13 protein-coding genes are annotated in these 13,598 nt (G+C 25.7%); 12 read left to right on the plus strand and 1 reads right to left on the minus strand.

Annotation, left to right across the window (positions count from 1 at the left end; genetic code table 11):
- The 12 genes from AVBRAN12654_RS08705 to AVBRAN12654_RS08760 all read left to right on the plus strand — a co-directional run.
- A partial coding sequence (locus AVBRAN12654_RS08705) for a tRNA ligase subunit PheS family protein (RefSeq protein WP_442862323.1) occupies window positions 1-210 on the plus strand: 210 nt, incomplete at its 5' end.
- Window positions 207-2,513, plus strand: a complete 2,307-nt coding sequence (gene pheT, locus AVBRAN12654_RS08710) for a phenylalanine--tRNA ligase subunit beta (protein WP_336614309.1) — start codon at window positions 207-209, stop codon at window positions 2,511-2,513. The genes AVBRAN12654_RS08705 and pheT, both read left to right, overlap by 4 nt.
- Window positions 2,510-3,787: a 3-phosphoshikimate 1-carboxyvinyltransferase gene (gene aroA, locus AVBRAN12654_RS08715; RefSeq protein WP_336612459.1), complete on the plus strand. Its 1,278-nt coding sequence runs from the start codon at window positions 2,510-2,512 to the stop codon at window positions 3,785-3,787. Before pheT ends, aroA begins: the two co-directional genes overlap by 4 nt.
- Window positions 3,788-3,790: 3 nt before the next feature.
- Window positions 3,791-4,618, plus strand: coding sequence for a 4-hydroxy-3-methylbut-2-enyl diphosphate reductase (locus AVBRAN12654_RS08720; protein WP_214117519.1), 828 nt, complete (start codon window positions 3,791-3,793; stop codon window positions 4,616-4,618).
- 84 nt (window positions 4,619-4,702) lie between these two features.
- On the plus strand, window positions 4,703-6,358 hold the full coding sequence (locus tag AVBRAN12654_RS08725; RefSeq protein ID WP_214117518.1) for a 30S ribosomal protein S1: 1,656 nt from the start codon (window positions 4,703-4,705) through the stop codon (window positions 6,356-6,358).
- A gap of 2 nt (window positions 6,359-6,360) precedes the next feature.
- Window positions 6,361-6,843, plus strand: coding sequence for a hypothetical protein (locus AVBRAN12654_RS08730; RefSeq protein WP_214117517.1), 483 nt, complete (start codon window positions 6,361-6,363; stop codon window positions 6,841-6,843).
- A gap of 23 nt (window positions 6,844-6,866) precedes the next feature.
- A complete protein-coding gene (gene efp / locus AVBRAN12654_RS08735; RefSeq protein WP_214117516.1) occupies window positions 6,867-7,436 on the plus strand; it encodes an elongation factor P in 570 nt (189 codons plus the stop codon).
- A gap of 2 nt (window positions 7,437-7,438) precedes the next feature.
- Window positions 7,439-7,771 (plus strand): hypothetical protein, encoded by a 333-nt coding sequence (locus AVBRAN12654_RS08740; RefSeq protein WP_336614310.1) that lies wholly within the window; start codon window positions 7,439-7,441, stop codon window positions 7,769-7,771.
- 38 nt (window positions 7,772-7,809) lie between these two features.
- The gene (locus AVBRAN12654_RS08745) at window positions 7,810-8,073 is read left to right on the plus strand and encodes a DUF2018 family protein (protein ID WP_214117514.1); all 264 of its coding nucleotides are present in this window, start codon (window positions 7,810-7,812) and stop codon (window positions 8,071-8,073) included.
- Window positions 8,073-8,858: a tRNA 5-methoxyuridine(34)/uridine 5-oxyacetic acid(34) synthase CmoB gene (gene cmoB, locus AVBRAN12654_RS08750; RefSeq protein WP_214117513.1), complete on the plus strand. Its 786-nt coding sequence runs from the start codon at window positions 8,073-8,075 to the stop codon at window positions 8,856-8,858. The genes AVBRAN12654_RS08745 and cmoB overlap by 1 nt, the downstream gene beginning before the upstream one ends.
- A gap of 1 nt (window position 8,859) precedes the next feature.
- On the plus strand, window positions 8,860-9,336 hold the full coding sequence (locus AVBRAN12654_RS08755; RefSeq protein WP_214117512.1) for a PaaI family thioesterase: 477 nt from the start codon (window positions 8,860-8,862) through the stop codon (window positions 9,334-9,336).
- Window positions 9,337-10,662: 1,326 nt separating this feature from the next.
- Entirely contained in the window at window positions 10,663-11,724 is a 1,062-nt protein-coding gene (locus AVBRAN12654_RS08760) for a tyrosine-type recombinase/integrase (RefSeq protein ID WP_336614311.1), read from the plus strand.
- 590 nt (window positions 11,725-12,314) lie between these two features.
- Here AVBRAN12654_RS08760 and AVBRAN12654_RS08765 read toward each other — a convergent pair.
- Entirely contained in the window at window positions 12,315-13,457 is a 1,143-nt protein-coding gene (locus AVBRAN12654_RS08765; protein ID WP_214120638.1) for an MFS transporter, read from the minus strand.
- Window positions 13,458-13,598: the final 141 nt, after the last annotated feature.

Consider the following 13,598-nt stretch of genomic DNA (forward strand, 5'->3'; position numbering starts at 1 on the left):
GGTTGTAGAATTTGTAAGCAAACTGGCTTTATTGAAGTTATGGGTTGTGGTATGGTTCATCCAAATGTATTTAAAAATGTTGGCTATAAAAATGTTAGCGGATATGCTTTTGGTTTAGGAGTTGAACGATTTGCAATGCTACTTCATAAAATACCTGATTTAAGGTCATTATTTGAAGGAGATTTAAGATTATTGGAGCAATTTAAATGATAATTAGTAAGAATTGGTTAAATGAATTTATAGACTTAAAAAATATTAGCACAGATGAATTAGTAAAAACTTTAAATAGCATAGGTTTAGAAGTTGATGGAGTAACTACAATTATAGCTCCTAAAAAAGTTATAGTTGCAAAAGTAATGAGTAAAGAAAAGCACCCTGATGCTGAAAAATTAAGTATTTGCCAAGTAGATGTTGGTAATGAAGTTTTACAAATCGTATGTGGAGCTAAAAATGTTGAAGCAGGGCAATTTGTAGCAGTTAGTTTAGAAGGTGCACAAATTGGTGATATTACTATTAAAAAAGCTAAATTGCGTGGGGTTGAGAGCAATGGAATGATATGCTCATCAACTGAACTTGGATTTGCCAAAATAAATGATGGCATTATGGTTTTAGATAATAGTATAGGCGAACTTATTTTAGGTAAAGAATTATGCGAATATCCTTTATTTAATGATGAATTAATTGAAATTGAGCTAACTCCTAATCGTGGGGATTGCTTAAGTATTAATGGTATAGCAAGAGATTTAAGTGCAGCATTAGATATTAATTTAAAAGAAAAGAAACCTTTTAAAGATGTTGATAATGCAGAAGGCATTAGAAGAATTTTAAATGTTCATTTCAGTGATGGAATTGATGGTAATTTAAATATAAAAGCAATAGAATTATTAAATAATATTGAAAATACTTTAAAGGTTAAATTAAGATTAGCTAGTATTGAAGAATTAAAAGATAATGCTATAGAAAACTTATTATCTTATACAACACATGCAAGCGGGGTATTATTTAATGCAGTTGATTTAAGCAAATTGTGTAATGAATGCGAGCAAATAAGTTTAGATGTAAAAACCAAAGAAAACAAAGAATTTGTTATTAAGTATAAAGATAAAGAATTAGCAATTGCTGGAATTACACAAAATGAAGAATTTAAAATAGATAAAGATAGTAAAAAAATAATCATAATTGCAAATTATGTAAATCCTAAAATAATCGCAAATACTCATAAAAATTATAAAAATACAGATATTTATAGAAGTTTTAGGGGTAGCGAACCAGAGCTTAATATAGGAATTGATTATTTATTTAATTTGTTACAACTTAATAAAAACATTAAAATTTATGGTAGTTCTTGTCAAAATACCCCAAGCAAAGAAAAAATATCAATTAATTGTAATATTAGCGAGCTTGAAAATATGATAGGTCAGTCTTGCGAAAAAAATGATGTTGTGAAAATTTTAAAAAGACTAGGGTTTGAATTAAGTATTGCTGAAGATAATCTATATTTAAAAGTTCCATTTTATAGACACGATATTAACAATTCTGCTGATATTTGTGAAGAAATAGTAAGAATGATTGGCATTGATAATATTAAGCCTAAACCACTTGATTTTTATGAATTAAACAGAACAAACAACACTTATTTAAAATATAAAAAATCTCTTGAATTAAGAAATAGAACTTTAATGTGTGGATATTTTGAAAGTATTGGCTATGTTTTTGATAGCAAAGAATTTTTAGAAAAATTAAATTTAAAATATATCAAAAATGAAATTATAAACCCAATCACAAATGAAATGAATACGCTAAGAAGTTCTATCATTAGCACACTTTTAAAACAAGCTAGTTTTAATTTTAATAATTCAAGAAAATCAGTAAAATTATTTGAAATTGGTAGTGTCTTTGATGAAAACGGACAAGAAAATAAAAAATTTGCTTTAATTAGCTCTGGCTTAAGTGAAAATGCAAATTTAAAAAATCATGCAAAACCTAAAAATGTTGATTTTTTCACATTCTTAAATGAATTAAAAACAATATTAAAGGATTTCCAATTAAAATCTAGTGATTATCATTTATTTAGCGAATTTGAAAGAGCTGATATTTATAAAAACAATCAAAAAATAGGGGTAGTTGGAAGATTAGATTTACATTTAGAAAATGAATTAGAATTACCGGTTACTTATTTATGCGAAATTGATTTTAATGCTTTAGAGTATGATTTTATACAAGCAAAAGCTTATTCAAAATTCCAAGGAACAACTAGAGATTTAAGTATTTTAGTGCCTAAAAATTATGATTATTCAGTTATAAAATCAACTATAAATAAATTAAACATTAAGAATTTAAAAGATTTTAAAATAGTAGATTTATATCAAGATGAAAGCTTAAAAGATTATGAAAGTTTAAGTATAAGCTTTTCATTTGTTGATGATGAAAAAGTATTAAAAAATGATGATATAAATAATGAAATGAATGAAATTATTAGTGAATTAGATAAAATAGGATTAAAATTAAGATGAAAATAAAAGCATTAAATAAACAATTTGATTTAGTTTTGGAAAATATAGCTGCAGATAAATCTATCTCTCATAGAGCTGCTTTATTTTCTTTATTGACTAATGGGGAGTGTAAGGTTAAAAACTATCTTTACGCACAAGATTGCCTACATACTTTAGAAGTTGTAAGAAATTTAGGTGCGACAATAAAAATATATGAAGATAAAAATGAATTAGTTATAACACCGCCTAATGCTATCAAATCTCCTAATGTAGTTTTAGATTGTGGAAATTCTGGGACACTAATGAGACTTTTAATTGGTTTTTTAGCTAGTCAAGATGGTTTTTTTGTTTTAAGCGGAGATGAATATTTAAACAAAAGACCTATGAAAAGAGTAAGCGATATACTTAATAAACTAGGGGCTAAAATTGATGGTAGAGAAGGGGCAAATTATGCTCCTTTAGCAATTAGGGGAGAAAAAATAGATTATTTTACTTTTGAAAATACTCTAAAATCAGCACAAGTAAAAACCGCATTAATATTAGCTGGATTATTGAGTAATGGTTGCGAAATATACGAAAGCGAATTAAGCAGAGACCATTCAGAAAATTTATTAAAAATGATAAAAGCACCAATAAAAACAGATGGTTCTAAAATAGAAGTAAAACCATTACAAGATAAATTACAATCGTATGAAATAGAAGTTCCAAATGACCCTTCTTCTGCATTTTTCTTTGCTGTTTTATGTGCTATCAGTGATAATTCCACTCTAGTTTTAAAAAATATGCTTTTAAATAAAACTAGAATTGAAGCATTTAAAATTCTTGAAAAAATGGGGGCAAATATTACATATCAAATAGAGAAAAATGATTATGAAAATATAGGAACCATTACTATAAAAAGTTCTAAATTAAAGGCTGTTGAAGTTAGTGAAAATATTTCTTGGCTAATTGATGAAATACCAGCATTATCAATAGCATTTTTGTATGCTGAAGGAAATTCTATTGTCAAAAATGCAAAAGAATTAAGAGTAAAAGAAAGCGATAGAATAAAGGCTGTCCTTGAAAATTATTCAATTTTAGGTGTTGAATACGAAGAATTTGAAGATGGATTTATGGTTGTTGGAAAAAGTATAAAAAATAATAATGTAATACTAAAAAGTTTTGCAGACCACAGAATAGCTATGAGTTTTTCTTTGCTAGCTAAAGATTATGAAATAGAAATTGACAATGTTGAATGTGTAGATGCTTCTTTTACAAATTTTTATGAAATTTTATCTTTATTTGAAAGACAATAAAATATGAAAATAGAATTAGCTAAAAGTTACGGATTTTGTTTTGGAGTTAAAAGAGCTATCAAACAAGCAGAAAAGACTAAAGATGCAGCCACCATTGGGCCATTAATTCACAATAATGATGAAATATCAAGATTAAAGAACGATTTTAATGTAAAGACTATTAATGATATAACAGAATTAAATGATGAGAAAAAGGCCATTATAAGAACGCATGGAATAACAAAACAAGACTTAGACATATTAAAAGAAAGTGGTAGAGAAATTATAGATGCAACTTGCCCTTTCGTTAAAAAGCCACAAGAAATTGTGGAAAAAATGAGCAACGAAGGGTATGAAATTGTTATTTTTGGAGATAGCAATCATCCAGAAGTAAAAAGCGTAAGAAGTTATGCTACTACTAATAATTATGTAGTTTTAGATGAAAAAGAACTGATAGATATTAAGTTTAAAAATAAAGTAGCTTTAGTAAGTCAAACTACAAAAAAAGTAGAAAAATTTATGCAAATAGCTAATTTTTTAATGTTAAAAGTAAAAGAAGTAAGAGTTTTTAATACAATTTGCGATGCAACATTTAAAAACCAAGAAGCTATTAAAATTCTTGCAATGAAAAGTGATGTTATGATAATTGTTGGCGGTAAAAATAGCTCAAATACAAAGCAATTATTTTTAATAGCAAAAGAGCATTGCAAAGATAGTTATTTAATTGAAAATGAAAATGAATTAGATTTTAATTGGTTTAAGGATAAAAATCTATGCGGAATTAGTGCAGGAGCTAGCACACCTGAATGGATTATTGATAAAGTTGTTAAAAAAATAGAAAATTTTACTTAATATTAAATAGTCATAAGTGAAATAGTGATAGAATAGGGCACAATCATTTCTTAATTTGATTAATTTTATTACAAAAGGACCAAAATGGCTAAGTTAAATGGAGCTCATAACAATTTAGAAGATTTAGAAAACATTGATTTCGCGGCAATGTTAGATGAGTTTGAAAGCGAAAAAAATCCTGAAAATATTTCAGTAATTGATGGAAAAATTATTAAAATTGAAGGCGACGAAGTATTTGTTGATATACAAGATAAATCAGAAGGTGTTTTAAATATTAGTGAAATCACAAAAGATGATAAGCTATTGTTTAATGTTGATGATGTTATTAAAGTAACAGTTGTAGGTAGTTATAATGGACGCCGTTTATTATCATACAAAAAAGCACTTCGTAAAGAAAAAGTAGTTGAATTTATTAAAAACTATAATGAAGACAATAACGATACTTTTGAGGTAAAAATCATAGGAAAAAATCGTGGTGGTTTTGTTGCAGTAGATAATAATGAAGTAGAATTTTTCTTACCAAAATCACAATGCTCTCATAAAGAAATTAATACTTTAATGAATAAAAAAATTAAAGTTAAAATATTAAAAATTGATGAAGAAACACAAAGTATAGTTGTGTCAAAAAGAAAAGCAAACGAAGAAGACCGCAAAAAGAAAAAAGAATTAATTAATAATATAATCAACGATTCAGAACTTAAAGAAGGTGTTGTTAGAAAACTTACAAGCTATGGAATGTTTGTTGATATTGGTGGAGTTGATGGCTTAGTTCATTATAGCGAAATATCTTATAAAGGTCCTGTAAATCCTAGTACTTTATACAAAGAAGGGGATAAAGTTTTAGTAAAAATTGTAGGATATGATGAAGAGAAAAAACATATTTCTTTATCAATTAAAGCAGCTTTAAGTGACCCTTGGGATGAAATTAAAGATAGCTTAGAAATTGGAGATATTTTAAAAGTAGTAGTTTCTAATATTGAAAATTATGGAGCTTTTGTAGATTTAGGAAATGATATTGAAGGATTTTTACATATAAGTGAAATTTCTTGGGATAAAAATGTTAAAAATCCAAGAGATTATTTAAAAGAAGGTCAAGAAATTGATGTTGAAGTAATTGAAATAGATTATGAAAAACGCCGTTTAAGAGTATCTCTTAAAAATTTACTTCCAAAACCTTTTGATGGCTTTAATGAGAAATTTAAAGCAGGAGATATTGTTGAAGGCGAGATTAGCACTATTACAAATTTTGGAGCTTTTGTTAAAATTGACAATATTGAAGGTTTATTATTAAATGATGATATATCTTGGACTGAAAATGAAACTTGCAAAAAAGTTTATAAAGTAGGGGATAAAGTAAAAGTTAAAATCAGAAAAATTGATAGTGAAAACCAAAAAATTTCTTTAAGTGTTAAACATTTAGAAGAAAGTCCTAGTTCATTATTTGCTAAAGAACATAGATTAGGTGATGTTATTAAAGGTATTGTAAGTGATATTAAAGACTTTGGAGTGTTCGTTAAAGTAAATGATAAAGTTGAAGCTTTAATTAAAAATGAAGATTTAGGAGAAGTTAAGCCTAATATTGGAGATGAAATTGAAGGAGCTTTAATTTTCACTAGAAATGGTAAAATTCGCTTAAGTATAAAAAAATTAAATTTAATTAAAACTCGTGAAGATTTAGAAAAATTTAATTCTGATGATAAAATTACAATAGGTGATATAATCAAAGATCAATTACAATAGTAATGAAACAACACTCGTTATATTTTATATTTGGAATAATTTTTTTTATTTTAGTATTGGTTTTAATGCTATTAATAAAATCTGCAAATTATAAAGATTTGCAGATTTCTAAAATTATTGATGAAAATATTGAAATTATTAAAAATAAAATATCAAATAATGAGTGGTATGCTAAATTAGCTAAAGATGAATTGGGAGATTCTTACCCAATATCAAATGAACTTTATGTTCATTTTGAATTACAAGATACAGGTAATTTAAGTAAAAAGAAATTTTTTAAATTAAATATAGATAAAAACGATAATTATTCTTTATTTTGTGTAAAACAAACTATATCTAATTTAAATTTGAAATATTTTTTAATTAATAATAAAAAATATTCTCAGATAGTCATAGATACTAACAATATTTCTTTATTACATTACCTTATAGATAGTTTAAAAAACTATAATATCAATTCTGATTTTGAAGAAATTTGGATTTAATTTAATTTTAAAGGATTAACAAAATGGCATCTTATTCAATGGGTGATTTAAAAAAGGGTTTAAAAATAGAAATAGAAGGTGTTCCTTATAAAATAGTGGAATATCAACATGTAAAGCCAGGTAAAGGTCCTGCTTTCGTAAGAATAAAAATAAAATCTTTCATAAATGGTAAGGTTTTAGAAAAAACTTTCCACGCAGGTGATAAATGTGAATCTCCTAACTTAGTAGAAAAAGAAATGCAATATTTATATGATGATGGAGAATTTTGCCAATTTATGGATAATGAGACTTATGAGCAAGTAGCTATAACAGAAGAAGATGTTGGCGAAAGTAGAAAATGGATGATTGATGGTATGAATGTAAGCGTATTATTCCATAACGGAAAAGCAATAGGCGTTGAAGTTCCGCAAGTTGTTGAGTTAAAAATAGTTGAAACTCAACCGAATTTCAAGGGTGACACACAAGGCTCTAATAAAAAGCCAGCTACTTTAGAAAGCGGTGCAGTTGTTCAAATACCTTTCCATGTATTAGAAGGGGAAGTTATTAGAGTAGATACTCAAAGAGGCGAGTATATAGAAAGAGCTAATAAATAATTATGAATGATAAAGCAAAGCGTGTAAAATACTTAAGAGCTTTAGAAAAAGCTGCTAATCGCTTTGCTTTAGCCTTAAAAAAAGAAGATTTTTCAGATGGTATTTTCGTATCTAGCATAGAGCAGAATTTAAAATTACTAAATAAATGTGAGCCAGTTTATCTTGATTCTACATATTCAAAAGAATTAGAAAATTTTGTAAATTTATGCTGTTTTTCTCAATTAGACAGATTTGAATTAATTAGCAAATTTAATACTCTAGAGAAAATAAAAAAGCAAAATCAATACAAAAAAACAAAACATAAAAATCAATTGTATGATAATTTATTTAGTTAAAATATATTTTTATTTAAATAAGTTATTGGAGAATTAAAATGGATGATTTTGATAAATTATTTGAGACCACACCAGAAGAAAAACTAATAGATGTATTACAAAACGCACCAAGAGGTGCAGTTCAAAATACTATAGTAACGCATAGTAAAGAATTTTTAGCATTAAAATTATTATTAGAAAAGCAAAATATAGACTATACACAAGTTGAAGAATTTATATTTAATAATGATGCTTTGCTAAATGAAATGCTAAATGATGTTTTTATAGATTTAACAGCAAAAATTTTAGGGCATGAGGGATAATGAAAGTTATTTTTGATGATATTGTTGAAATTTATGATGATACATTAAATGAAGAAGATTTATTAATTAAAGCAAAAAGCCTTAAACCTTGGAGAAAAGGGCCTTTTAAAATAAATAATATTTTTATAGATAGTGAGTGGAAAAGCAATATAAAATATAATATTTTAAAAAAGCATATTGGTTGTATTGAGAATAAAATAGTGGCTGATGTTGGGTGCAATAATGGTTATTATATGTTTAGAATGCAAGAATTTAGACCGACTAAGATTGTCGGATTTGACCCTTCTCAAAGGTGCTATGAGCAATTTACTTTTTTAAATTCCTTATTTAAAACAAATATTGTATTTGAGAGATTAGGGGTAGCTGATTTACCAAGCTACAATCATAAATTTGATGTAATTTTTTGCTTAGGGGTGATTTATCACAGAAGCGACCCAGTGCAAATGCTAAAACAATTAAAACAAAGTCTAAACACTAATGGGATTGTATTTTTAGATACTATTTATTTTGATAGCGAACAACCTTTTGCTTTAGTTCCAGATACAAGTTATGCAAAAATGTCTAATGTATATTTTATACCAAGTATTAAAGCATTGCAAAATTGGTGTAAAAAAGCTAATTTTAAAGAATTTGAAATACTAGCAACTTCTAAAACAACAATAGAAGAGCAAAGGAAAACAGATTGGATTGATGGATATAGCTTGGAAGATTTTTTAGAAGATGATGATTTTACAAAAGAAGGTTATCCTGCACCAAAAAGAATATATATAAAATTAAAGGTATAAAATGGCTGAAGAAAAAAATGATATAGAAGAAAATTCTACAGAGATTAAAATCAATGTTGAAGCTTGCCCTACAATAAATACAGAAATTTGTGGCAACATTACCGAAACAGATGAAAACAAAGCAAATCTGCAATTAAAAATAACATCTGAATTAATTTCAGATTCTGAAGGTTTAGCGCATAATGGTTTTATATATTCTGCAGGAGCTTATGTTGCACAAGTAGCAATTAACAAAAAAAATACCTGTGTTATAGGCTCAAGAACTAGTTTTTTTGCGCCGGCTAAAATAGGGGATATTATATCTTTTGAAGCAACTGCTAAATTTGATAATAGTAAAAAAAGAGAAGTTTTAGTAAAAGCATATATAAGAGAAGTATGTGTATTTGAAGGTATTTTTTATGTTCTAGTAACAGATGAACATATATTAAAAATGCAAAAAAGTGAATTAGCAAAATACCAGAGCAAAAAACAAGAATAATAATTTTCTTGTTTTATAAACTAAAACCTTTTATACAAATCAAATTCAAAATATATAAAAACACTACACTTAAAACAACGGCACTTGCATTTGCCTTAACTTAAAGCATATTTAATATTTAGTTTAAAATGAGTATTTAAAAAGTGCTTAAACATTATATATATTTGACTTCAAAAGATATCAATAGCAAATATTATATTGAGTCATTTTATGATATTGATTGACAGGCGGACTAGACTAAGTTACCTTGCTAGCGAAGCATTAAAGCCTTGTATATTAGCCTACAATATACATTTCAAGCCCTTGTCGCTCAATAAGAGCTACTTATATCACGCATTTGTATTATACAATTATGCATTAATAGGAGCTTAAAATGGGCTTAGATTTGGAAATAGATAAAATTAAGCTTTTGATGGATTTAATGGAATTAAAGACAAGCAAACTTCTTTAAAGGTGCTTGGTCGTGTAGCAAAGCTAAGTGCTAATGATAAGGATAAATTGAATGTAAGTATTACTAAGAGAGTGCTTTGGCTGATTTTAATAATACTGCTAAGCTTAGTGATTTTGAGCTTTTAGCAAATAGCATACATATATTTCTATTGTCCAATAAAATATATGAGTTTATAAAACATAATTCAAAATACTATTAAACACAACAAGTAAGCTTAAAATAAAATTGAACTAATAGTTGCAAAAAAAGACTTAATAAGAATTTGTTATAAACAATCTAAAATCTTCAGTTTTATTAAAATTGCAGAGTGGTGATATGGTTTTAAAATACTAATTTGAAAATTATAGTTTTCAATACTAATATAATATATAAACATATTAAATATGCTAATAATCAATTTAGATTGCTTTTATTTTTAAAATAATTTAATAGTCTTACGGAACTTAAATTATATACTTATACCAATCACTTATGTATTTTTTATATGCCTACAGACAATAATTTCAATACTATAAAAAACTTCATTTCCAAACATAGCAAAATTAGATTTAATAAGGTTTTAGAATTTAATTTATATATGTAATATAATTTTCAAACTATTTTTTATATGCTTAATATAAATTTGAGTTATTTCTATATTAATTATTTTAATAAAATATATAAATAATTTTTGATATTTTATACGATATTTAGTATATTTATAAAAATAATCATATTATTTTATGTATTATTTTATGTAAAATTATAATATTTTTTTATTATTATTTTTAATAAAATTTTACATATTAAATTTATATTGAAAACTAAGTTTATAATATAATCTTCTTTTATTATAATTTTTTTCTATATTAAACAACTTATTTTAAGGAACAATTATGAAATACCCTTTAGATTGTGAAGACAATTTTTCAAAATCATTTTTATTTTGGATAGCTAAATTTCTAAAATTTAAATTAAATTCTTTATCAAATAAACTACTTGAAAAAGCAGAAGAATTAAGAGAGATTAATATTGCTTTAAGTAAAAATAATTTCACTATAGAAGAATTAGATGAGTTAGCTAAAAAATCAAGAAATATAGGAATGATTGGTGTAAATACTTATTTTAACCCTATTAAAAAATTTTACGAGCAAATAATTCACTATAAGCTGTACTCTCTAAAACTAATTGATGAAGAATTGGTAATTGAAATTCTATCAAGCATAACAGCAGGTCTTAGTGATGCGAGTAAAAAAAATCACAAAATCGCTATAGTTAATTTTTTTAAATTTTTAAATTCGCAAAATAAAGATGATGATAGTTCTTATGTTTATGAGATAGAGTTAAAAAACTGGTCAGGATTAAACTCATCATCAGGACAAAAACTACCAGAATTTATGAGTGAAGAGCAAATGAAAACATTTTTAAATACTCTAAATAATTATGAGTTTAAAAGCAATCAAGACAGAAATAAACTTGCTATAAAAATCATATTATTTACTGGAGTAAGGGTTAATGAAGTTCTTAGATTAAGGTTAAAAGATATTAGCTATGAAAATGATTTGATAAGCCTTAGAATTCATGCTAAAGGTAATAAATATAGAGTGGTTTTACTAAATATAAATTCCATTAAAGAGCATTTAGAATATTTTAATAATTTCGCCGAACCTAATCAATACTTATTTACAAATAAACAAGGTAAGCCATTAACTCAAGCTTATATATCAAGATTAATTGAAAATGTATTATTAGCAGCCGGTATTCGCAAAGAAAAAAATGGAGCTCATATGCTAAGACATAGTTTTGCTACCCTGCTTTACAAAAAAGAAAAAGATTTGTTATTAGTCCAAGAAGCCTTAGGACATGCTTCGCTTAATACTTCAAGAATTTATACTCATTTTGATAATGATAAATTAAAATTAGCAGCAAAAATAGCTAATAATTTAAAAGAAGACTAAAAAGTCTTCTTATGTATCCATCAAAACTATTAAATTAATTTAGCTCAAAACAAGTATAGTCTATATATTAAGCAAAATAACAAATAAAACTAGTAAAAACACTTTTCATCATATAAGCTAATATCACCAAAAAACGAACCTAATCCATAAATAACTCTAAATTACTCTAAATATTTAAACTGAATACCCTACTTTATTTTGAAATTATTCTTTTATAAAGTAAAACTAAAAAAACAACTAGCTAAAATAAAACTTGAATAGATAAAAAAGATTTTTTCATCGTATAGGTTGTAAGATATTCAAAAATAAACTATTACTAATCAACCTAATCTATTTATTTTTAAATACTTAAGCTAAATACCCTACTTTATTTTGAGCCTATTCTTTTATAAAAAAATTAACACAAATAAACCACTTTAGCCAAAACAACTATAAACTATAAACAAAAGCACATAATACTAAATTTTATTTTGTTTAGCTTAGTTTTTGCTCTATTATATATAGTGTTTATCCTATACAAAGTAATAGCACAAATATACCTAATCCGTAAAACTCTCATTTATTCCAAAATTTAAGCTGAATACCCTACTTTATTTTGAACCTATTCTTTTATAAAAGAAAACTAAAAAACAACTAGCTAAAATAAAACTAGCACAGATAAAAAACACTTTTTCGTCATATAAGTTATAAAAATACCCACCACTTAAACTACCAAAAAACGCACCTAATCCGTAAAAACTCTGATTTATTCCAAATATTTTTGAGCTAATTTGTTTAGGTATCTTTTTTCTTATCATAGAATAAACACTAGGCATAATAGAGCAAAAGCTAATACCGGTTATAAACCTAACTAAGCAAAATAACCAAAAATTATGGCTAGTAAAATAATGCAATATTAAACATATAAACAAAGCAAAAGTACTAATTAAAATTAAATTAACTTCTCCATAATCTTTTGCTAATTTTGATAATTTCGGAGCAAATATAGCACTAGCAATTCCTGCTAAACTAAAGCAAAAACCTGTGGCTAATTCTTTATGGTCTACTAATTTTGAAACAAATAAGCCGATTATAGGACCTATAAATGTTTGAGAATACTGCACTAAAAACGAAGCTAAACACAAAACTATTACAAATGAATACAAGCCTTTATCAAGCCTTATTTTTTCGCCTTTAGGAACTGGAGTAAAATCTTCTTTTACAAAAAACAATATCAATAAAAATATACTAATTAATAAAAATCCTGATATTGCAAACTGAACTCTAAAATCAAAAAAGTGCATTAATACTCCACCAAACAATGGTCCTAAAAGCGAGCCTGTTATCTGAAATGAGCTAAGTTTTGCAAGAGATACATTCACATCATCTTTAGGAGCATTAACAGCTATTAATGCAATACAAGCAGGGTTAAACCCAGAAAAAAATCCCATAATAAATCTAAGTATTATAAATGATTCTGCGGTTTTTAAAAATACGCTAATTAACAAACACAAGCCCATACCAAAACTAGCTCTTAAAAGCATTTTTTTACGACCATATTTATCAGCTAAAATACCCCATAATGGTGCAAACAACGCCATAGTAAGCGTGCTACCAGCATAAGCTAAACCACTATATAAGCTAATCTTATCTCCGCTCACTCCATATTCTTGCATAATAAATGGTAAAAGCGGTAGAATTTGATTAAGCGCTAATGTGCTTAAAAATGAACCTAATGAAACTATTAAAAGCATAAATTTAAAATTACTTTGCATGGGTTTATTATAGTTCTTGTTTGTAATTAAAGCTACTTTTATAGTGAATAATTAAGTGGTTTAAAATAAATTGAAAGCTTTAAATATTCGTTGCTTAAGTTAGATTTTATTTTAAAACCC

Origin of the sequence: Campylobacter sp. RM12654 (genome assembly GCF_020137585.1) — a bacterium.
Lineage (GTDB): Bacteria > Campylobacterota > Campylobacteria > Campylobacterales > Campylobacteraceae > Campylobacter_E.

What these genes read in the sequence shown, in the direction of transcription:
- cmoB (WP_214117513.1), top strand. Translation starts at nt 8,073, where the DNA reads ATGAAAGTTATTTTTGATGATATTGTTGAAATTTATGATGATACATTA.
- AVBRAN12654_RS08765 (WP_214120638.1), bottom strand. Translation starts at nt 13,457, where the DNA reads ATGCTTTTAATAGTTTCATTAGGTTCATTTTTAAGCACATTAGCGCTT.
- AVBRAN12654_RS08745 (WP_214117514.1), top strand. Translation starts at nt 7,810, where the DNA reads ATGGATGATTTTGATAAATTATTTGAGACCACACCAGAAGAAAAACTA.
- AVBRAN12654_RS08755 (WP_214117512.1), top strand. Translation starts at nt 8,860, where the DNA reads ATGGCTGAAGAAAAAAATGATATAGAAGAAAATTCTACAGAGATTAAA.
- efp (WP_214117516.1), top strand. Translation starts at nt 6,867, where the DNA reads ATGGCATCTTATTCAATGGGTGATTTAAAAAAGGGTTTAAAAATAGAA.
- pheT (WP_336614309.1), top strand. Translation starts at nt 207, where the DNA reads ATGATAATTAGTAAGAATTGGTTAAATGAATTTATAGACTTAAAAAAT.
- AVBRAN12654_RS08720 (WP_214117519.1), top strand. Translation starts at nt 3,791, where the DNA reads ATGAAAATAGAATTAGCTAAAAGTTACGGATTTTGTTTTGGAGTTAAA.
- AVBRAN12654_RS08725 (WP_214117518.1), top strand. Translation starts at nt 4,703, where the DNA reads ATGGCTAAGTTAAATGGAGCTCATAACAATTTAGAAGATTTAGAAAAC.
- aroA (WP_336612459.1), top strand. Translation starts at nt 2,510, where the DNA reads ATGAAAATAAAAGCATTAAATAAACAATTTGATTTAGTTTTGGAAAAT.
- AVBRAN12654_RS08760 (WP_336614311.1), top strand. Translation starts at nt 10,663, where the DNA reads ATGAAATACCCTTTAGATTGTGAAGACAATTTTTCAAAATCATTTTTA.
- AVBRAN12654_RS08740 (WP_336614310.1), top strand. Translation starts at nt 7,439, where the DNA reads ATGAATGATAAAGCAAAGCGTGTAAAATACTTAAGAGCTTTAGAAAAA.
- AVBRAN12654_RS08730 (WP_214117517.1), top strand. Translation starts at nt 6,361, where the DNA reads ATGAAACAACACTCGTTATATTTTATATTTGGAATAATTTTTTTTATT.